This window comes from Macrococcus brunensis, assembly GCF_004359615.1.
Taxonomy (GTDB): domain Bacteria; phylum Bacillota; class Bacilli; order Staphylococcales; family Staphylococcaceae; genus Macrococcus; species Macrococcus brunensis.
Genome location: NZ_SCWA01000022.1, coordinates 1 through 19,863, shown reverse-complemented (window position 1 = coordinate 19,863; position 19,863 = coordinate 1). Strand labels below are relative to the sequence as shown.

Below are 19,863 nucleotides of genomic sequence, written 5' to 3'. Positions count from 1 at the left end.
TATAAAGGAGGAACTTTATGCAGTCTTTATTACTCGTGCTCTTCATGGGTCTGATCGGTGCTGTCATCGGGGGCTTTACAAATTATATCGCTATCAAGATGTTATTCAGACCTTATAAGCCTGTTTATTTGTTTGGCAGACAGCTGCCTTTCACGCCGGGTCTTATTCCGAAACGCCGTCATGAACTTTCACAGAAAATAGGTGAGATGGTCACAAGACATCTACTGACGCCTGAAGTCTTCAAGGAAAAGATACTGACAGCCGACACACGCCGGTTCTTTGAAACATTTCTTAAAGATCAACTGATGAATTTAAAAAATCAGCGTTATACGATCCGCTATCTGGCAGAAAAAATGAATCTGGATATAGAAGCTCAATTGAATGTTTTACTTGAAGAAAAAATCAAAAGTGAAATGACATCAATCACAGACAAGTATTACAAAATGCCATTCACGCGTCTTTTACCTGAGCAGACCCGGCAGGACCTCACACTGAAAGTGAACGGTGCCTCTGGATTATTACTTGAGAAGTTTCAGGTTTATATTGCTTCAGATAAAGGCTACGATGATATCCTGAATATGGTAGAGAATTTCTTTACACAAAAAGGGAAGCTGATCAGCCTGCTGCAGATGCTGATGACACCCGCTGCTATCGCAGACCGTGTGCAGCGAGAGATGCTCAAGCTGACAGAAGACAACAAAATTAAGTCAATTATTCAAAGTGAAGTTGATAAAGAATACAGCCGTTTGATGCAGACAACACCCGCTGATTATATGGCTGAAGAAAAAGTTCACGAAGTGATCGATCAGTCAGCTCAGACGATTATAGATAGAATTAATATCAGCGCCTATACACGTACACCGCTCTCTGAACTGTTTCCTGAAGCGTTTCATTATGCTGAAAATGAAGGAATGGACCGTCTGCTTGATAAAGGACTCGCCCGAGTGGCTGATAGTATGCCGGCTATTCTCGAACGTCTCCATATCGCAGAACTAATTAAAGATCAGATTGATCGTTTTGAACTTTCCTTCATTGAACAGCTGATTATTGAGATTGCAAGTAAAGAACTGAAACTCATCACACTGCTTGGCTTCTTACTGGGCGGTATCATCGGGCTCCTGCAAGGGGTTCTCGCTCTCTTTATTTAATTCTAATCAAGTGATTATCTTCTTTAAGTATGTTAAATTAGAGAAAACAGTTAGTTAAAGGAGAATTCATATGTCAGTTAATATTTATGATGAAGCAAACAGATTAGAAAGCGCACTGCGCCAGAGCGAAGAGTATCAGGCGGTTAAAGCGCAATTAGAAGCCGTTAATAACAATGAAGAATCTAAATCAATCTTTGCAGATTTCCGCAACATCCAGATGACTTTACAGGAAAAACAGATGAGCGGCGAAGAGATTACAGAAGAAGATATCGCAAAAGCGAATGAACTTGCAGGTAAAATCGAGCATGATGAAAACATCTCAAAACTTATGCAGGCAGAACAACGTATGGGCCAAGTCATTGAAGATTTAAACCGCATCATCTTAAAACCACTGCAAGATTTATACGGTCAGGACAATCAATAATAGATAGAAAATAAACGAAACCTTGTGTTCGTTTATTTTTTTTAAAGAGGATAAAACATGAAACTATATTTAAAGAATCAGGAAATGGAGAATGACCTCCTATACCTGCAGAATATTATTAATCTTTATTTTGAAGATTCTTTTCTACTCATAGGAGAAGGCGCTAATGAGCTCGCATTCACTATTTCAAAAGAAGAAGCGGTCGCCGTGACAGGGCAAATGACGATTGACGGAGAAACTTATACAGCGACTGCTGAAAGAACTGGTCATGATAAGAAGACAGTGAAACAGGCTGTCGCAGAAACGCTGGTGACTATGCTGACTGCGCACACTGGCGTCACGCAGAGCTGGGGCACGCTGACCGGTATCAGGCCGACCAAGCTGTATCATCGTCTTTATCGTCAAGGGCGGTCGCACGAGGCAATCAGTGACAGGCTCGCTAAAGATTATCTGATCAGCCAGGAGAAGCTCGACCTGATGAAGGAAATTGTTCATACACAGAACGAAGCGATACCTGATTTATATAATCTGAAGCGGGAAGTGAGTGTCTATATCGGCATCCCGTTCTGTCCGACAAAGTGCGCCTACTGCACATTCCCTGCCTATAGTATCTTGGTTCACAAAAATGATGTACCTGAATTTCTGGTCGGTTTATTACATGAAATCGCTGAAACAGGAAAGTGGCTGAAAGAAAACGGTATTCATGTGACCACTATTTACTTCGGCGGCGGTACACCGACATCGATTACGCCGAAAGATTTAAAGATGCTGCTGGATCAGTGCTATGCATCCTTTGATATGTCGACTGTCAGAGAAGTGACAGTTGAAGCGGGGCGTCCGGATACCATCGATGCCGAAACACTGAAAGTACTGAATGACTTTAATATCGACCGTATCAGCATCAATCCGCAGAGCTTCACAGATGAAACACTGAAGGCGATCGGTCGTCATCATTCTGTTGAAGAAACAGTTGATAAGTTCAACCTTGCTAGAGAATATCATATGAATAATATCAATATGGACCTGATTATCGGTCTGCCGAATGAAGATAGAGACCACGTCGCACATTCCCTTGCTGAAACGAAGAAGCTGCGACCGGAGTCACTCACAGTTCATACGCTCAGCTTCAAGCGGGCAAGTGAGATGACCCGTAACAAAGAGAAATATCCCGTGGCACCTCGTACGGAGATCATGCACATGATGGATATGACCCGTCAGTTTGCATCTGATGAAGGTTACAAGCCGTATTATCTCTACCGGCAGAAAAATATTCTCGGCAATCTTGAAAATATCGGCTACTCTATTGATCAGGAATATTCTCTTTATAATATTCTTATCATGGAAGAAGTTCAGACGATTCTCGGCATCGGCTGCGGGGCTTCTTCTAAGTTCATTCATCCTGAGACAGGTAAGATCGAAAACTATCTCAATCCTAAAGATCCAAAGAGTTATAACAAGTCGTACGCACATTATACGACTGAAAAAATCAAAAAATTGAATCATATCTATAAAGCCGAAGACTAATCTTCGGCTTTTTTATGTTTCGCCGTCTTTTTTATTGTAAAATAAGGTGAAGTCACTAAACGAGGTAGATCAATGATTAAATTTATTCACTGTGCAGATTTACATTTAGATGCGCCATTTCAGTTAAGTGGTTATGTATCAGAGGCTATTATGTCAGATATTCACCGCGCTAGTTTTGAAAGCTTCAGCACCCTTATTAAAGATGCCATTCAGCAGGAGGTCGACTTTGTTCTGATTTCAGGGGATGTTCTGGCTGCTGATAACCAGACACTCAGAACGACTATTTTCCTGAAGAAACAATTTCAGCGCCTGAAAGATGCAGGAATTTATGTCTACATTATTCTGGGCGAGACAGGACTGCCTTTACGACAAATAAGCTGGCCGGATAACGTCATCATCTTTAATGACCAAGTAGAAAGTTATCAGTTTATTACCAAGTCAGGTGATACTGTCTATGTTCACGGGACAAGCAGCGGACATGATATCAGCTATTTCCCGACAAATCAGGTGGACAAAAGTATCCACATCGGTATGCTTTACGGCGAACTGGGCCGTGATTTCGATCAAGAAGCACTGAATCAGAAACTGTATCATTACTGGGCACTCGGCGGCCGTCATAAAAGGCAGCTGGTCAGTGAGATTCCCCATATTCACTATCCCGGTAACATTCAAAGCTATTTACCAGAAGAAACAGGTCGCAAAGGCTACCTGATGGTTGAAGGTGACCATATCGACATGAAAGTATTGTTTGTGCCCGTGCAGCATATTATTTTCGGGCAGTACGAGGTTCAGGTGGAGGATTTATCGAAGAATGGCCTCCTGAAATTAATGGAAGAGTTCAAAGTGCAGCATCGGCCAGACGGTAAAGGCATCTACCAGATTGAATTTATCAATCAGCACGAGCAGCTGATTACACCAGGGAAACTTGCAGCTGTCACACGACTCGCACAGCAGCAGGAACGCCATGATAATCTTTTTGTCTGGATCGATAAACTGACTGTAGATCAGGTCGATACAACGACTTTGCACCGTGAATTTGATGCGGCGATGATAGAAGATGATGCCATGTTCGATCAGGCGATGCAGCCTCTTTATCATGATCTCGAAATGAGTCGTTTTCTCGATGATTACACAAAGATTGACCGGGTGGCACTGATTCATCAGGGGGAAAGAAAGCTGAAAGAAAGGCTGAAGAGCGATGAAAATTAAAGGGCTTGAAATATACGGTTATGGCCGGCTTGAAGGACAGCAGTTCAATCTAAATAGAAGTTTCACACAGATCTATGGAGAAAACGAAACCGGTAAGTCGACGATGCAGACGTTCATCCATTCTCTACTTTTCGGTTTTGCACGGACAGATAAACCGCTTTATGTACCTCGTTTCACGAACCAGTACGGCGGTCATATGGTGATTGATGATGAGGGTTCTGAACTCTATATTGAACGGATTTACCGCGATGGTGCGGAGCAGGTCACCATTCTCTATAATAACAGCCCTAAGGACATAGAATGGCTTCATCAGAAGTTTAACTTTATGACGGATGCCGCTTACGACAAAATCTTTTCGTTTGATGTCTTAGGCCTGCAGCAGGTTCATCAGCTGACAGAAGATAAACTGCAGGATTATCTGATGCAGGCAGGGGTTTTCGGTTCCACTGAATTCTCCAGTCTGGAGACCAATCTAATTAAAGAAAAACTGCGTCTTCTGGCACCTGATCATTCTGAAGGAGAACTGAGTGATCATATTACAGAGATCTTAAATCTTCAGCTGCAGATCAGAGATGAAGAAGTCAAGCTTGAACGCTATGAGCAGCTGTCAGCAGAACAGTTTGAACTGAAGCAGAAGATGGATGATATCAAGATGCATATCAGTCAGCTGACAAAACTACAGCAGATGAAGCAGAAAGAAATGAGTTTTCATGCTAATGCAAAGGAATGGAAACAACTTGAACTGCAGCTGAATATAGAGCCGCTCGTCTTTCCGGATCACGGGATTGAACGGTATGAAGGGCTGAAAAAACAGCTGCAGGCTGCAAAACGTGATATTGCGCTTCGTGAAGAAAAAATCGAACAGCTTAAACGTGAGAATTCAGCAATCGAACTACTTGATGGATCTGACTTTGAACAAGCAGAGAAACTGCTGCAGGAGGAACCGCAGATCAAAGTGCATCAGAAAAACCGTGATGCGCTGGAGCGGGATATCGCTGATAAAGAAGCGACACTGGAACGATTACAGCATGATATCGGCTGGCAGGAATATCATGATATCAAGATAGATGAAGCGCTGAAAGACCATCTGATTTATGCGCTGTCAGATAAAGAGCAGCTGAACTTAAAGACTGCTCAACTGCAGCGTGAAATCAGTCAGCTGTCTCGTGAAGAAGAGCTGAATGCGAGTAAACTGGCAGATATTACGCCTCACATCGTTACAGATGACTTGTTCAGAACGGGTATCCAGCTGTCCGAACAGAGACTGGAACTCAGTCAGAAGACGGAACTCTATCACAAACTGGAGTCTGAACAGCAGCGAGCAGCAGAGATAGAAGAACAGAAGCGAAGAAAACTGAATCTGATTTATCTGTTAGGTGGCGTTGTTGGTCTTGCTACTGCTGCATATCTCTTCTACCTGCAGTTCTATATTCCGGCCTCTATCCTGCTCCTGATACCAATTATTATGATTGTCTTATTCGTGCAGAATAAGCCGGTAGAGAACAATCAGAACCATATTATGCAGGATGAAATCAGTCATCTGGAGAGCTCTATCCAGAATATGCAGTCACTACTTGATGATCAGTTTGATTTAGAGCGTCAGCGAAATCTTCGTGATAAGCAGCTGCGTATACTGGATGAGAAAGCGGCTCTCAGCCGTAAAAAAGAACAACTGCAGCAGCTGCTGACTGAAGAAGAAACAGCACTCAAAAAAGTGAATGATACACTGAACAGAACCAAGAACATGCTGAAGCTTAAAATGAGCTACGAAGATTCATTGCTGCCAGATGCTTTTCGCACTATCTATCGTCTGCAGCAGACCTATCAGCAGCTGATGCAGCTAAAAACATCGATGGCCTCAGAACAGCAGCAGCTGGACAGCTTCAGCAGTAAGGTCAATGCTTTCAGCTTAGTGTCTAATGATGTGCCGCCGTCTGTTGTCTTCACAGAACTAGGCGGTCTCGTAAAAACAGAAGTACGTAATCGAAATGAACAGCAGCGAGTCACAGAGCAATTGCAGCTGTCAGAAAAAGAACTGTCAACTTTACAGGACGGTTTTAAAGAGATGGATGCAGAACTGAAGCAGCTGTTCAAGGAAGCAGGCGTTAAAGAGGAGTCTGATTATTACAGACAGTTTGAAGCATTTACTGAGTACCATCAGAATCTGAATCGACATCATCAGTTAAGTCAGCAGCTTGAGGAAGAAAACTTTACGTATGAGATGAGCACTAAACTGTCTGAACAGACATCTGAAGATCTGCGCATTATGGAAGGTCGTATTACAGATCAGCTGAAGGAATACGCAGGCGAACTAAAAGAGCAGGAACATGAACTCTATCAAATCGAGCAGATGATGAAAACGATGGAAGAAGACACTACGCTGTCAGAACTTAATCATCGTTACGCGATTGAGCGTAATATCGTCAACGAACTCGCACTTGATTACAGTGCACTGCATTATATTGAAGTACTGATTGATGCGCACCGTCAAAGAATTAAAGGAGAGCGTATCCCGAACATCATCCGTAAAGCTTCAGAGATATTCACGCTGCTGACAGAAGGACGTTATATAGATGTTATTTATCATGATGCCTTACTCGTTAAGCATAAGAATGGTCAGATCTATCATCCGACTGAGCTGTCTCAGTCGACGAAAGAGCTGCTTTATATTACGATGAGACTAAGTCTGGTCGATCATCTCAGATATCTTTATCCATTTCCGGTTATTATTGACGATGCATTTGTCCATTTTGATAAACATCGTAAGGATATGATTCTGGAGTACTTGATGCAGCAGCAGGCTAATCAGTATTTGTACTTCACCTGCAATCGCTCGGCGAATATACCAGCCAAGAATACAATCGTACTTGAGCGCCACGAGAAGGAGTTAAAAAAATGAGAACAATTGAAACATTAAAACCCGGCGAATCGGTCGAAGCATTTTTTCTGATTCACAGAGCTGTCCAAGGTGTGACGAACCAGGGGAAACCTTATCTGACTTTATATCTTAAAGATAAGAGCGGGGATATTGAAGCGAAAGTCTGGACGGTGACAGAACAGGATATCAAAATGCTGCAACCGGAAAAACTCGTTAAAGTCAAAGGTGATGTCATTGATTATCGGGGCCGTAAGCAGATGAAAGTCAATCAGTTCCGTTTAGCGACAGAAGAAGACGGCATCAAGCTCGAACATTTCCTGGAAGCGGCACCTGTATCTGCACAGGAAATGTCTGATCAGCTGATGACTTATGTCATGGATATCGAGAATGCCAACCTGCAGCGTATCACCCGACTTTTACTTAAGAAATACCAGCAGGAATTTCTTGTTTTCCCGGCAGCGAGTTCTAATCATCATAACTTTGTGTCCGGTCTGCTGTATCATGTCATGACAATGCTGAAGCAGGCGGAAGCGCTTTGCGCGATTTATCCGTCGCTGAATAAAAGTCTGCTCTATGCCGGCATCATTCTGCATGATATGGGAAAAGTGAAGGAACTGTCTGGACCGGTCGCAACGAGTTATACTGTAGAGGGAAATCTGCTCGGTCATATTTCCATTATGAGCGACGAAGTAGCAGAAACCGCACGTGAACATGGGATTGAAGGCGAAGAAATTATGCTGCTGAGACATCTGATTCTCGCTCACCACGGTAAACTGGAATATGGCTCACCTAAACTGCCGATGGTCAAAGAAGCGGAGATTCTGCACTTCATCGATAATATCGATGCCCGGATGCAGATGTTTGATAAACATCTGAAGAAAGTAGAGAAAGGCCAGTTCTCTGAGCGTATATTTGCGCTTGAAGGGCGTCAGTTCTATAAACCCGAAACACTGGATTAAAAAAAGCTCTGATCGTTATGATCAGAGCTTTTCTTCTTATTGTTGCTGTTGTGAAGCGGCTGCATTGAGGATTTTTTCATCAATGATTTTCTTCAGGTCTTCATCTTTATATTCTACGTTATAATCTTTTAATAATTTTTTGTAGGCATCCATCATCAGTTCAGGTTTTTCCTGTACTTTTGTCTGACGGATTTTCTCTTTCAGAGCGTCTTTCTGTTTAGCGAAATCATCTTGTTTTTCTGCTTTGATGATGTGGTAGCCGTAATCCGTTTTAACGAGACCGGACATTGCGCCTTCTTTCAGTTTAAAGAGAGCTTTCTCAAATTCAGGGACTGTATCGCCTTTAGCAACATAGCCAAGTTCTCCGCCTTTTTCTTTTGTACCAGTGTCACCTGATTCTTTTTTAGCAAGACTCGCGAATTTACTTGGATCTTTTTTCAGCTGCGCAAGAATATCCTGTGCTTTTGCTTTTGCTTTTTCATCTGATAAGCCGGATGGGTCAGATGATGACTTCACTTTAATGAGGATATGTGAAGCTTTTTTCACGCTGTCCTTGACATCTTCATCAGAAACTTTAACAGTGTCGTTCATCAGCTGTTTCTGATAAGCCTCTGTTAAGCGGGACTCTTTATATTTGTCTGCTGTCATACCCGGTGACTGCTGTTGAAGTAATGCTTCAAACTGCTCTTTGCCACCATATTTTTTGATTTCAGCATCGACGTCTTCCTGGATTTTCTTTTCGTCTACTTTTTTGCCGTACTTATCTTTCAGAATGTCTTTCAGCAGAATCTGGAACGCATTCTGCGCGATTTCTTCTTTGCCAATTTGATCCATAACGTTTGTAGTCGTTACGTCTCCAGCTTTAGAAGTGATTAACGTCTTACCTTCGTCTCCATTGCCACAAGCTGTCAGTCCAAGTACTGAAACAGACAGAAGGGCAGGTACTACCGCTTTTTTAAGATTCTTCATTGTAATTCTCCTTTTCTTTGCTCATTCTAGCATAGCATTCAATTATGAAAATATCATGAAATTACATGTCGAACTTCGTGAGTAACTCCAGGCCGTGCTTCCGTTCCTCGACGAAAGAGCAGTTGCGTGAAGTCAGCAGATACTTAAAATAAATGAAATCAACGAAAGACAGACCGACATTCATAGAGAATAAGAACAGAAAATAATGTGCATATAATGGATACCAGAGTGCAGCAGTCAGTGTCAGTGCTGAAATGATGATAAATGGCATCATCAATGTGATGAGAAAGCGTCCTTTACTGATGGGATGGTTGAGCCTGATATTCAAAATAGGCAGAAATCCCATCGCTGTGACTTTCTGGACGATGATAGAGCCTAAGTCATTCATGAACATCATGATGTGACAGAATTTGTGTAGCGGGTACATAGCCAGGCAGGCAAGAGCGAACAATAGAAAATATTTGTCGCTGAAGTGATCGCTGACAAATGAACTGAAAATCTCAAAAGAAACAAGAAATGTGATGACAGTGATGAGAAATGAAGTGAAAATCAATCGCTGACGACCATAAGTGTGTTTCAGATTGAGTTTCTTTGTACATGAATACATGAATAATGCTCCTTATCAGTCATATTATCTTATGCATTATGCCTTACTGTCCTCATTTTCGTCAAGCAGTATTTCAAGGAGGTCCTGATGGCTTTTATCAAGCTGTTCTATAAAGTCCCGACCATAAATCTGAGAAACGATATATTTCAGGTCACTGAAAGCAGGCATCGCCAGCATGACTTTCTGATATTCCAGAGCAGCATCGTGAATACGGTCATCTGTATTCTCGTAGTTTTTATATGTTTCATATAACAGCTCTTTACCTTTATCAGTCAGTTCTAGATATGTATTTCGTTTGTCTGATTCACTTTTCGGCATGCGTAAGTAGCCGCGCTTCTCCAGATTTTTGGCAAAGTTGAAGACTGTTGAGACATGCATGACACCATACTGAGACACTTGTGAAATCGTAGCCTTTTCCAGGTTGCGGATAATAACGAGGATATGGTGCTCGTTGATATTCAGGTCATAAGGTTTAATCCAGTTCTGCCAGTCTTTTTCAACTGTCTTCCATAAAGCTTTACTCAGTTGAGAGACATGGTGAGTAAATAACATTTGTTCGATGATTTCGCGGTCGCGCTTCAAAACAACTTCCTCCTTTATAGGTCATAGAGAAAGCATGATGCGAGGACATCATGCTTTCGTACGTGCATTTGATTCATTTTAACACAAGGCTATTTTTTAGAGAATGTTTCTTTGACTTCATCTGCACGATTTTTAACGTTTTCGACGTTTGTTTTAAGATGTTTGATATTCGGGTCGATATCGCTCTTATAGTTAGCGATCATTTCTTTGACTTCAGTACCCATTTCTTTGATCAGTTTCTGGCTTTCTTCTTTTGTCTGCATCGCATAGCTTTTCAGGTCGCTGACTTCTGTCTTCAGCTGATTGACCTGTGCTTTAACATCAGTAGAATTAGCCATGAAATTACGCTGTACTTCAGAACCAGGTTTCGCTGCATTCATCAGTGCTGTCGCTGCTCCTACAACAAGTCCGACTGTAAAGCCGGCAGCAATATGTGTGATTTTCATAAGATGATTCCTCCAATTGGTTTTCCTTTGTTATACCCCTAATTCAGACTATCAAGCATGCTTTATTTGATCTGCAAGTGCAGTCATGGCATCAGCATCGAATGCATCGCTATGTGTCTGCCATTTATAGCCGAAGCCATCGATATCATTCTGGTAACGCGGCATGATATGAAAGTGGAGATGAAAGACACTCTGATCGGCAAATGTACGGTTGTTCTGAACGATATTGATGCCATCCGGTTTGAGTGCTTTGTCGACCATCTGTGCGACTTTCTGGACTGATTTGATGACATGTGCGAGCACTTCAGGTTCTGTTTCAAGCAGGTCCTGACTATGTTTTTTAGGGACGACAAGTGTGTGCCCTTTAGCGACCTGTGAGATATCAAGAAAAGCATAAGTATAGTCGTCTTCATAAATTTTGTAGGACGGGATATCACCGCTCGTGATCTTGCAGAAAATACAGTCTGTCATAGGAAGTCCTCCTTCAAATTCGATATATTTTTATTTTAGCCATATCAATAGGTGAATACAAAGGATATTTGATACAATATGAAATAATCCTTAGGAGGTGCACGAGTTTGACAGTAGAAGTAAGACATCTGACAGGCGGGTACGGCAATCAGCCTGTCATTCATGATATAGACTTTACATTAAAAGCGGGCGAAATCGTTGGTCTGATTGGTCTGAACGGTGCCGGTAAGAGTACGACAATCAAAAATATGCTTGGGCTTTTACAGCCGATGAAAGGGGATATCGCGATTGATGGCATCACGCTGAGTGAAGCCCCGTATGATTATCGCCAGAAAATCAGTTATATCCCCGAGTCTCCTGTCCTGTATGATGAGCTGACACTTGAAGAGCATATCGATATGACAGCTATGGCATACGGCCTGACAAAAGAGGAAGCGATGACGCGCAGCGAACCGATGCTGAAGATCTTCAGGTTGGAAGATAAGCTGAAGCAGTTTCCGCAGAATTTCTCTAAAGGGATGAAGCAGAAAGTGATGATCATCTGTGCGTTTATCAGTCAGCCTGAACTCCATATCATCGATGAACCCTTTCTTGGGCTCGATCCGCTCGGTATCCAGTCGATGCTTGATTTAATGGTGCAGGCACGACAGGCAGGACGTACTGTTCTGATGAGTACCCATATCCTTGCGACAGCAGAGAAATACTGTGATTACTTCCTTATCATGCATCAGGGTCATCTAGTCGCTAAAGGCACTATTCATGACCTGCAGACAGAGCTCAATATGCCTGGTGAATCACTGGATGCGATCTATATCAAACTGACGCAAGGTGATCAACATGTATAATGCAAAGTCGCTTTATCAGAAACGTGCAGGTGCGAACTCCAAGGAAGTCGCACGCTACAGCCGTTTTATCTTTAATGGGCACTTCATCATCTTTCTGTCCATCGCATTCGGTGCGCTGACGCTGCAATACAGCCAGCTCCTAAAAGCATTGCCGGATGGCATAGACTACCATCTGATCATTGCTTTTATCCTGGCACTGACGACACTCGCACCGCTGCGCACTTATTTCAGGGAAGCGGATCAGGTCTTTTTGCTGCCGTATGAAGAACAGCTGGATGACTATATCAGAAACAGTATAGTAGGCTCAGCTTTACGGCGTGGCATTCTTTTTACCGTCTTATTTGTCATTCTGCTGCCGCTTTATCATGCAGGAGAATACTTTTCGATTCACGGTGCAATCACGGCTTACTTAACCGGTGTCATCGGCATAGGAATCGGCCTTCTGCTGCGTTTTTATTTTCTTAAAATAGGCGTCTCAAATATGAGCGTCAACATACTGCTCTTTATCGTGCTGATATCCGGTATCTATATGTCGCTTGACGGCAGCTGGTTTTCAGGACTTGCCGCACTTATCATGCTGCTCGGACTCCTGCTCCTCGTACGCAATATAGCTGAGCATCGTGTCTATCCGTGGGAGACTTTGATTGAATATGAAAAAGATCTGACGCAGCAGCAATATAAACTGATCAACATATTCACGGATGTTAAAGGATTGAAAGACAATGTAAGGCGCCGGGCTTTTTTCGATTTTCTGCTGAAAGACCGTGCATATAATCATGAAGGGATGTTTCTGTTTTTATTTAAACGTAACTTTGTGCGCAGTAAAGATGCCTTCTGGATTATTATCAGACTCGTTGTGATAGGTGGGCTGATTATCTGGCTTGTTCATCAGCCTATCATCGCAGCAATCATCGGCGTCTTTATGATTTATATCGTTGTCCTGCAATCATCGCAGTTCTATAAACAGCAGGCCTATCAATTATGGCCGCAAGTCTGGCCGGTCGCTGAAAGTAAAGTAGTAGAGGGTTTCCAGAAATTCTTAAGGCAGCTCTCGCTCGTGGTGACCATTGTTGTTGCTGTTATATATATTGTGCTGTATCCAGGCACGTTCTATTATGCGCTGTTTTTCTTCGCAATCATGTGGTGGACAAATCAGCAAGTCATGTCTAAGCTGAAAAAACGCATGGTGCTGCTGAAGGATTAGGTCGTTGCGGTCGAGTTACCAGCGATAAACGTGAAATATCGCCGGTAACTCAGCTTCTATACCACAATCAAAAAACCGGCTGCTGCCGGTTTTTTTATTCTTCTTCTATTCTCTCTGCTGCATCGTAGGGACGTAGCAGTTTAGTGAACTGAACATTCGAGATAAAGTCAGCAGACTGATACTGCTTGAGTGATTCATCATAGTGATTACGATAGACTGAACTTTTCTTGAAATCCTCAGCTAAGTCAGCTGTACGGAACTGAAAAAGCGCAATATAAGTTTGTCCTCTGTGAGGTCTCAGCAGCTGATAAGCCTCGTAACCGTTATATTCACTGAAGTCGCTGTGACCAGTTAAGGTCATCTCAGCGACTTTTTGTTTTTCTTCGCTGACCTGGAAGTATTTAAGAAGAAGGACACCCGTCCCGGTCACTTCTCCCTGCTGTTCGACCACTTCATAAGACTCGCCTGAACTGAAGACTGATTTGTCTTCAGTCGATTCGTACAGAACGATATCCTCTGGTCCCGCATATTTAATGATATTACGGTTCGGATATTTTTCTATTAAGCGCTCCATATAGTAGTCAGAGCCGTGCGTAAAATAAACGTTCATCATCATACACCTCTATATCTTTTTCTTTCTATTTACCACTTTTGACGCTTATTATGTCATATTTATGACAAAATCTTAATTGAATACGGTCTACGTCCGATTATGGTAAAATAGTGAGTATTCATAAGACACAGGAGGACTGGTTAAATGCCATTCAACGATACAATTTTAAAGGCGGCATACGGTGAAAAAACAACTCATACACCGGTATGGTTCATGCGCCAGGCTGGAAGAAGTCAGCCGGAATACAGAAAGATCAAAGAGACGCATTCTCTGTTTGAAATCACACATGATCCGGAGCTTTGTGCATACGTGACGAAGCTGCCTGTAGATCAGTACAACACAGATGCGGCGATTCTTTATAAAGATATCATGTCACCTCTTGGCGCCATCGGGGTAGATGTCGAAATCAAGTCAGGCATCGGTCCTGTGATCGGTAATCCGATTCGCTCTATTCAAGATGTTGAGCGTTTAGGTCAGATTCAGCCGGAACAAGATGTGCCTTATATTCTGGATACGATCAAATTGCTGACGACTGAACAGCTCAATGTTCCATTGATTGGTTTCACGGGTGCACCTTTTACGCTGGCTAGCTATATGATAGAAGGCGGTCCTTCTAAAAATTACAATAAGACGAAAGCAATGATGTATGAACAGCCTGAAGCATGGCATCTGCTGATGGAGAAGCTGAGTGACATGTGTATCACATACACGCATGCACAGATTGACGCGGGCTGTAAGATGATTCAAGTCTTTGATTCATGGGTCGGTGCACTGAATAAAGCAGATTATCATGAATTTATTGCACCGCATATGCGTCGTATTTTTGCGGGTATCAAAGAAAAGAATGTACCGGTCACGACGTTTGGTGTCGGTGCAAGTCACCTGATTGAAGAATGGAACGCACTGCCGGTCGATGTGCTAGGTCTTGACTGGCGTCTTCAGATAGAAGAAGCACGTGCCAAAGGGATTACTAAAACCTTACAAGGTAACTTAGATCCGGCCATCCTCTTAGCACCATGGCCGGTCATCGAATCTCATTTAAAACGTATTTTAGATCAAGGCTTACAGTCAGACAGCTATATCTTTAACTTAGGACACGGTGTCTTCCCGGAAGTACAGCCGGATACACTGCGCCGCGTCTCTGAATTTGTTCACGATTACTCAACACAATATAAAAAATAAAGGAGCTTGACAATGGGGAAAAAAGGGTTACTGGTTATGGCATATGGTACGCCGTACAAAGAAGAAGATATTGAACCATATTACACGCACATCAGACATGGGCGTAAACCATCTGAGGAAGCATTACAGGATTTAAAAGACCGCTATCAGGCTATCGGTGGTATCTCACCTCTTGCGGGGATGACAGATCGTCAGGCAGAAGAGCTGCGTGATGCGCTGAACAAAGAGACGGGTGATGATTACACACTGTATATCGGACTGAAGCATATTGCACCATTTATTGAAGATGCGGTTAAACAGATGGCTGAAGATGGTATCACTGAAGCGGTAACGATTGTTTTAGCACCTCATTATTCAAACTTCTCAGTCGGTTCATACAACAAGCGGGCTGCTGAAGAAGCCGACAAATACGGTATCAAACTGAAACACGTGACGGATTTCTATCGCCAGGATAAATTTATTCGATACTGGACTGACCAAGTCAATACGACACTTGAACGCATTACTGAACCAGACTGGCAGGATACAGTACTGATCGTCAGCGCGCACAGCCTGCCGGAAAAAATCAAAGCAGCAGGAGACCCGTATCCGGACCAGATGGCTGATACAGCGAAACTCATCGCAGAACATTCTAACATCATCCATGTAGCACGTGGCTGGCAGTCCGAAGGTAACACGCCGGACCCATGGCTTGGTCCTGATGTGCAGGACTTAACACGTGCTCTGTACGACCAGCATGGCTATAAAAACTTTATCTATACACCAGTGGGCTTCGTCTGTGAACATTTAGAAGTTCTTTATGATAATGACGTTGAATGTAAAGTGATCTGTGATGAATTAGGCGTTAATTACTACCGTCCGGAGATGCCGGGCACACACCCACTTTTCATCGGTGCGATGGTTGACGAAATTAAATCAGTATTAAATTCATAAGAAAAGAAGTGGATAGCAATGAAGAAAGTCGCAATCATTGGAGCAGGTATTACAGGACTTTCAGCAGCGTACTATTTAGAAAACGCAGAAATCGATATTTTAGAGCAGTCTGACCGCCCAGGTGGTAAGATCAAGACTTATCAGCGAGACGGCTACACGATTGAACTGGGACCTGAATCCTATCTCGCACGCAAATCAATAATGACGGAACTCGCTACTGCAATCGGTCTCGGTGACGACATCGTGGCGAACCAGACAGGTCAGTCATATATTTACGCAAAGAATCAGCTGCATCCGATGCCGGGCGGCTCTATCATGGGGATCCCGACAGAGATCAGGCCATTTCTTGCGACAAGCCTACTGTCGCCGCTTGGCAAGGCTCGTGCAGGTCTGGATTACTTCATTAAACCGGACAAAATGACGACAGATATCTCTGTCGGTGCTTTCTTTAGAAAGCGTCTAGGTAACGAAGCGCTTGAGAATCTGATCGAGCCGTTACTGTCCGGTATTTACGGTGCAGATATTGATAAACTCAGTCTGAAATCAACGTTTCCTAACTTCAAGGAGCAGGAAGAAACGCACGGCAGCCTCATTAAAGGGATGCGTGACCAGAAGAAGAATGCACCTAAAAAAGTACCGGGCGCTAAACCCGTCGGTCAGTTCCGTCAGTTTAAAAACGGCCTCCAGAGTTTTATCGACCGGTTGGCAGAGACAGTGACTGACAAAGGCGCGAAAATCCGTTATAACAGTGATGTGACGGCAATCCAGCAGTCAGAAGAGGGCTATCTGATCACTATAAACGGTCAGGAAGAATATTATGATAAAGTGATTGTCACCGTTCCGCATACAGCTTTCAGCAAGTGGTTCGAAGATGCGCCGCTCCGCTACTTCAAGCATATGGAGACAACCAGTGTGGCGACTATCGTCATGGCTTTTGATGAGTCACAGGTGAAGAATGAAGAGAACGGCACAGGTTTTGTCATCGCACGTAATTCTGATACCGTGATCACTGCCTGTACATGGACAAGTAAAAAATGGACGCACTCAACACCGGAAGGCAAGGTTCTGTTGCGTGCGTATGTCGGCCGCCCGGGTGATACAGTCGTCAAAGATCATGACGATGCAGGACTCGTGAAACTGGCACGCCATGATCTGGACAAGATGATGGATATTAACGGTGAGCCGGAATTCACCATTGTGACGCGTTTGATGAACAGTATGCCGCTTTATGAAGTGGGGCATATTGACCGCATTCATGCGATTCAGCAGTATATGAGAGAGACGTACCCGGGTCTCATACTGACCGGGGCCTCATTTGAAGCAGTCGGACTTCCTGACTGCATCGCACAGGCAAAAAAAGCAGCAGAAGAAATCAATAAAGACAATTACATTGCGTAATTGTCTTTATTTTGGTACTGTCAGAAAAAAGGAGGCTATCTTATGAAATTTATCAGCAACAACAATATAACAGACTCACGCATCAACCTGGCGATGGAGGAGTATATACTGAACAATCTGACGGATGATTCTTATTTTCTTTTCTATGTCAATGAACCATCTATCATCATCGGCAAAAACCAGAATACGTATGCTGAAGTCAACCAGAAATATGTCGATGAACATCACATTCATATCGTCAGACGTATTTCAGGGGGCGGCGCTGTCTACCATGACCTCGGTAACCTGAACTTCAGCTTTGTGACACATGCTGATGCGGATAGCTTCCATAACTTTAAAAAATTCACGATGCCGATTGTTGAAGCACTCAATGACATGGGCGTGAAAGCAGAACTGTCCGGCCGTAATGATCTGCAGGTCGGCAGCCGTAAAATCTCCGGTAATGCGATGTTCCAGGCCAAAGACCGTATGTTCTCACACGGAACCTTGATGCTAGACAGCAATATTGATGAAGTCGTCAGAAGTCTGTCAGTCAGTGAAGAGAAGCTGATCACAAAAGGTATTCGTTCCATCCGCTCAAGAGTAGCGAATATCAGTGAGTTTCTGGATGAACCGATTTCCATGGAAGAGTTCAAGAAGAAGCTTTTAAACCATATCTTTGAAGGTAATGTTGAAGAGTATGTCTTATCAGAAGATGACTGGCAGGCGATACAGGAGTTGAGCCGTGAGAAATATCAGACGTTTGAATGGAACTACGGACAGAATCCAGCTTACAACTATGCATCAAAACAGAAATTCCCGGGTGGATTAGTCGACCTGAAATTAAACGTGAAAAAAGGATTGATCACTGAAGCTAGAATATTCGGCGATTTCTTTGGTGTAGGGGAAATCAAGGAAATAGAAGATAGATTAATCGGTGTGCCACATCAGACACAGGCTGTGGCGGAAGCGATAGAAGATATTGATTTTGCTCATTACTTCGGCCGGGTAGAGCGAGAAGAGTTCCTGAGTTTAATGGCATAAAAAATAAGAGGTTAATCACATAGTGGTTAATCTCTTATTTTCATTCATAATAGACAGACATCTACATAGCCTCCAGCTCTTTGAGCGCTGTCGTATATAACAGGAAGTCCTGTTCGTTGCGTTTAATGAGTGATTCCTCAATCAACTGCTGATATTCTTTTTTCTGATTTTCGCGAATCGCATCCTCAATCAGAAGTTCGATATATAGATTATTTAAATTACCAATAAACATCTCAAGACCATTTTGATTTAACTGTTGCATAGTGAACGCCTCCTTTTGGATAATTGTTCCCATTATAACTGATAAATAAACTTGTAACAAGAATATTCTGAAAATTAAATCTTTTAGTATATCAATTTTGAAAATAAAGTAAAAATTGTAAATTAACCATATTTTAAACCAATTTATAATGAAAATGAGTATAATTGATTAAAAACGGGTGGGGGATTAAATGGCGACTTTTCGATATATCATTAGAGAAACAACAATGTACATCAAACCCATTATTGAAGGACATAAACTGAAGTCAGAGGTTAAGGAATATGGGAAAAACCCCATTATTATTGACCAGAAACCTCTGACCATTATTGAACAATCCTGCCATTTCTATAATACGACTTATGTCGCTAGAAAAGAGACGACACGCATCATCGCAGATATCTGTCATAAACCACCGATTGTCATCAAGCCGGAGACTTCTACTTATTTTTTCCCGAGCCATAGTGACCGTGTAGCAGAGGGGTACTGGTTCAACTTGCTGCTGATCAAATCTTACGGCAAGGGAAAATTCAATGATACACGGATTATCTTTGATGATGACAGCGAAATCACCTTTCCAGTCAGTCATCACATCATCAACACGCAGTACCTGCATACACTGAAACTGGAATACTGCCTACGTACTAAATCACTGAAAAACGACAAGCTAAAAAGCGAAATCGACTATAAAAAGGCGAATATGAATATCTACGAAGTACTAGCGATGTATGCATTACTGGATAAGTAGGTGTAAATCTTCCATAAAAAAATTTACTAAAAGCCTTGTAAATAATACTGTAATTGTTATAATAATATTTGTCTTAAAAATTAATCCACAGTAGCTCAGTGGTAGAGCTATCGGCTGTTAACCGATCGGTCGTAGGTTCGAGTCCTACCTGTGGAGCCATGGAGATGTACTCAAGTGGCTGAAGAGGCGCCCCTGCTAAGGGTGTAGGTCGGGTAACCGGCGCGAGAGTTCAAATCTCTCCATCTCCGTTATTAAACCATCACATTCGTGGTGGTTTTTTTGTGTCTATTTATTTAAATAATACTTAAAATTATTCACTAGTGTTGCATAAATAAATACAGAATTTTCTGAACTTTTATTTTCTACGAAAATTTAAAAATTGAAAACACCTAAACAGAGGTAGCGATCATCCATTTTTTTACTGATGTAATTACGTAATAA

Annotated in this window: 20 protein-coding genes and 2 tRNA genes; 15 read left to right on the top strand and 7 right to left on the bottom strand. The window is 42.5% G+C overall.

The window, feature by feature from the left end; translation table 11 throughout:
* The first annotated feature begins 17 nt into the window (after nt 1–17).
* The 6 genes from ERX27_RS10015 to yhaM all read left to right on the top strand — a co-directional run bounded on the left by ERX27_RS10015 (nt 18) and on the right by yhaM (nt 8,142).
* Nucleotides 18–1,148 carry a DUF445 domain-containing protein gene (locus tag ERX27_RS10015; RefSeq protein ID WP_133432689.1) on the top strand — a complete coding sequence of 377 codons (1,131 nt, stop codon included), beginning with the start codon at nt 18–20 and terminating at the stop codon, nt 1,146–1,148.
* A gap of 70 nt (nt 1,149–1,218) precedes the next feature.
* Nucleotides 1,219–1,572: a YlbF/YmcA family competence regulator gene (locus tag ERX27_RS10010; RefSeq protein WP_133432688.1), complete on the top strand. Its 354-nt coding sequence runs from the start codon at nt 1,219–1,221 to the stop codon at nt 1,570–1,572.
* Nucleotides 1,573–1,629: 57 nt separating this feature from the next.
* The gene (locus ERX27_RS10005; protein WP_133432687.1) at nt 1,630–3,096 is read left to right on the top strand and encodes a coproporphyrinogen III oxidase; all 1,467 of its coding nucleotides are present in this window, start codon (nt 1,630–1,632) and stop codon (nt 3,094–3,096) included.
* Between the two features lie 72 nt (nt 3,097–3,168).
* A complete protein-coding gene (locus ERX27_RS10000; protein ID WP_133432686.1) occupies nt 3,169–4,305 on the top strand; it encodes a metallophosphoesterase family protein in 1,137 nt (378 codons plus the stop codon).
* Nucleotides 4,295–7,204 (top strand): ATP-binding protein, encoded by a 2,910-nt coding sequence (locus tag ERX27_RS09995; RefSeq protein ID WP_133432685.1) that lies wholly within the window; start codon nt 4,295–4,297, stop codon nt 7,202–7,204. Before ERX27_RS10000 ends, ERX27_RS09995 begins: the two co-directional genes overlap by 11 nt.
* A complete protein-coding gene (gene yhaM / locus ERX27_RS09990) occupies nt 7,201–8,142 on the top strand; it encodes a 3'-5' exoribonuclease YhaM (protein ID WP_133432684.1) in 942 nt (313 codons plus the stop codon). The genes ERX27_RS09995 and yhaM overlap by 4 nt, the downstream gene beginning before the upstream one ends.
* A gap of 36 nt (nt 8,143–8,178) precedes the next feature.
* On the opposite strand, the gene ERX27_RS09985 is transcribed toward yhaM, so the two are convergent.
* From ERX27_RS09985 to ERX27_RS09965, 5 genes are all read right to left on the bottom strand, one after another.
* Entirely contained in the window at nt 8,179–9,111 is a 933-nt protein-coding gene (locus ERX27_RS09985) for a peptidylprolyl isomerase (RefSeq protein ID WP_133432683.1), read from the bottom strand.
* Nucleotides 9,112–9,172: 61 nt separating this feature from the next.
* On the bottom strand, nt 9,173–9,718 hold the full coding sequence (locus ERX27_RS09980; protein WP_133432682.1) for a DUF3267 domain-containing protein: 546 nt from the start codon (nt 9,716–9,718) through the stop codon (nt 9,173–9,175).
* A 36-nt stretch (nt 9,719–9,754) separates the two neighbouring features.
* Nucleotides 9,755–10,300, bottom strand: a complete 546-nt coding sequence (locus ERX27_RS09975) for an HTH-type transcriptional regulator Hpr (protein ID WP_133432681.1) — start codon at nt 10,298–10,300, stop codon at nt 9,755–9,757.
* Between the two features lie 89 nt (nt 10,301–10,389).
* Nucleotides 10,390–10,746, bottom strand: coding sequence for a YtxH domain-containing protein (locus ERX27_RS09970; protein WP_133432680.1), 357 nt, complete (start codon nt 10,744–10,746; stop codon nt 10,390–10,392).
* Between the two features lie 51 nt (nt 10,747–10,797).
* Nucleotides 10,798–11,217, bottom strand: a complete 420-nt coding sequence (locus tag ERX27_RS09965) for an HIT family protein (RefSeq protein ID WP_133432679.1) — start codon at nt 11,215–11,217, stop codon at nt 10,798–10,800.
* 107 nt (nt 11,218–11,324) lie between these two features.
* Between ERX27_RS09965 and ERX27_RS09960 the strand changes: the two genes are divergently transcribed.
* Together ERX27_RS09960 and ERX27_RS09955 are read left to right on the top strand one after the other, a co-directional pair.
* Nucleotides 11,325–12,062: an ABC transporter ATP-binding protein gene (locus ERX27_RS09960; protein WP_133432678.1), complete on the top strand. Its 738-nt coding sequence runs from the start codon at nt 11,325–11,327 to the stop codon at nt 12,060–12,062.
* Nucleotides 12,055–13,266 (top strand): ABC transporter permease, encoded by a 1,212-nt coding sequence (locus tag ERX27_RS09955; protein WP_133432677.1) that lies wholly within the window; start codon nt 12,055–12,057, stop codon nt 13,264–13,266. Before ERX27_RS09960 ends, ERX27_RS09955 begins: the two co-directional genes overlap by 8 nt.
* A gap of 94 nt (nt 13,267–13,360) precedes the next feature.
* Here ERX27_RS09955 and ERX27_RS09950 read toward each other — a convergent pair whose 3' ends face one another.
* Nucleotides 13,361–13,879 (bottom strand): hypothetical protein, encoded by a 519-nt coding sequence (locus tag ERX27_RS09950; RefSeq protein ID WP_133432676.1) that lies wholly within the window; start codon nt 13,877–13,879, stop codon nt 13,361–13,363.
* Nucleotides 13,880–14,023: 144 nt separating this feature from the next.
* Here ERX27_RS09950 and hemE point away from each other — a divergent pair, with 144 nt between their 5' ends.
* The 4 genes from hemE to lplA are packed head-to-tail and all read left to right on the top strand — an operon-like array spanning nt 14,024 to nt 18,415.
* Nucleotides 14,024–15,061, top strand: coding sequence for a uroporphyrinogen decarboxylase (hemE, locus tag ERX27_RS09945; RefSeq protein WP_133432675.1), 1,038 nt, complete (start codon nt 14,024–14,026; stop codon nt 15,059–15,061).
* A 12-nt stretch (nt 15,062–15,073) separates the two neighbouring features.
* Complete coding sequence (hemH, locus tag ERX27_RS09940; RefSeq protein ID WP_133432674.1) at nt 15,074–15,994, top strand: ferrochelatase; 921 nt, start codon at nt 15,074–15,076, stop codon at nt 15,992–15,994.
* Nucleotides 15,995–16,012: 18 nt separating this feature from the next.
* Nucleotides 16,013–17,392 (top strand): protoporphyrinogen oxidase, encoded by a 1,380-nt coding sequence (gene hemY / locus ERX27_RS09935; RefSeq protein ID WP_133432673.1) that lies wholly within the window; start codon nt 16,013–16,015, stop codon nt 17,390–17,392.
* A gap of 42 nt (nt 17,393–17,434) precedes the next feature.
* Nucleotides 17,435–18,415 carry a lipoate--protein ligase gene (gene lplA / locus ERX27_RS09930; protein WP_133432672.1) on the top strand — a complete coding sequence of 327 codons (981 nt, stop codon included), beginning with the start codon at nt 17,435–17,437 and terminating at the stop codon, nt 18,413–18,415.
* 61 nt (nt 18,416–18,476) lie between these two features.
* Here the strand turns inward: lplA and ERX27_RS09925 are convergent, their stop codons facing one another.
* Nucleotides 18,477–18,677 carry an IDEAL domain protein gene (locus tag ERX27_RS09925; RefSeq protein ID WP_133432671.1) on the bottom strand — a complete coding sequence of 67 codons (201 nt, stop codon included), beginning with the start codon at nt 18,675–18,677 and terminating at the stop codon, nt 18,477–18,479.
* 190 nt (nt 18,678–18,867) lie between these two features.
* On the opposite strand from ERX27_RS09925, the gene ERX27_RS09920 reads away from it, so the two are divergent.
* The 3 genes from ERX27_RS09920 to ERX27_RS09910 all read left to right on the top strand — a co-directional run bounded on the left by ERX27_RS09920 (nt 18,868) and on the right by ERX27_RS09910 (nt 19,670).
* Nucleotides 18,868–19,422, top strand: a complete 555-nt coding sequence (locus ERX27_RS09920; RefSeq protein WP_133432670.1) for a competence protein ComK — start codon at nt 18,868–18,870, stop codon at nt 19,420–19,422.
* A gap of 84 nt (nt 19,423–19,506) precedes the next feature.
* Nucleotides 19,507–19,581, top strand: a tRNA-Asn gene (locus ERX27_RS09915).
* Nucleotide 19,582: 1 nt separating this feature from the next.
* Nucleotides 19,583–19,670, top strand: a tRNA-Ser gene (locus tag ERX27_RS09910).
* Nucleotides 19,671–19,863: the final 193 nt, after the last annotated feature.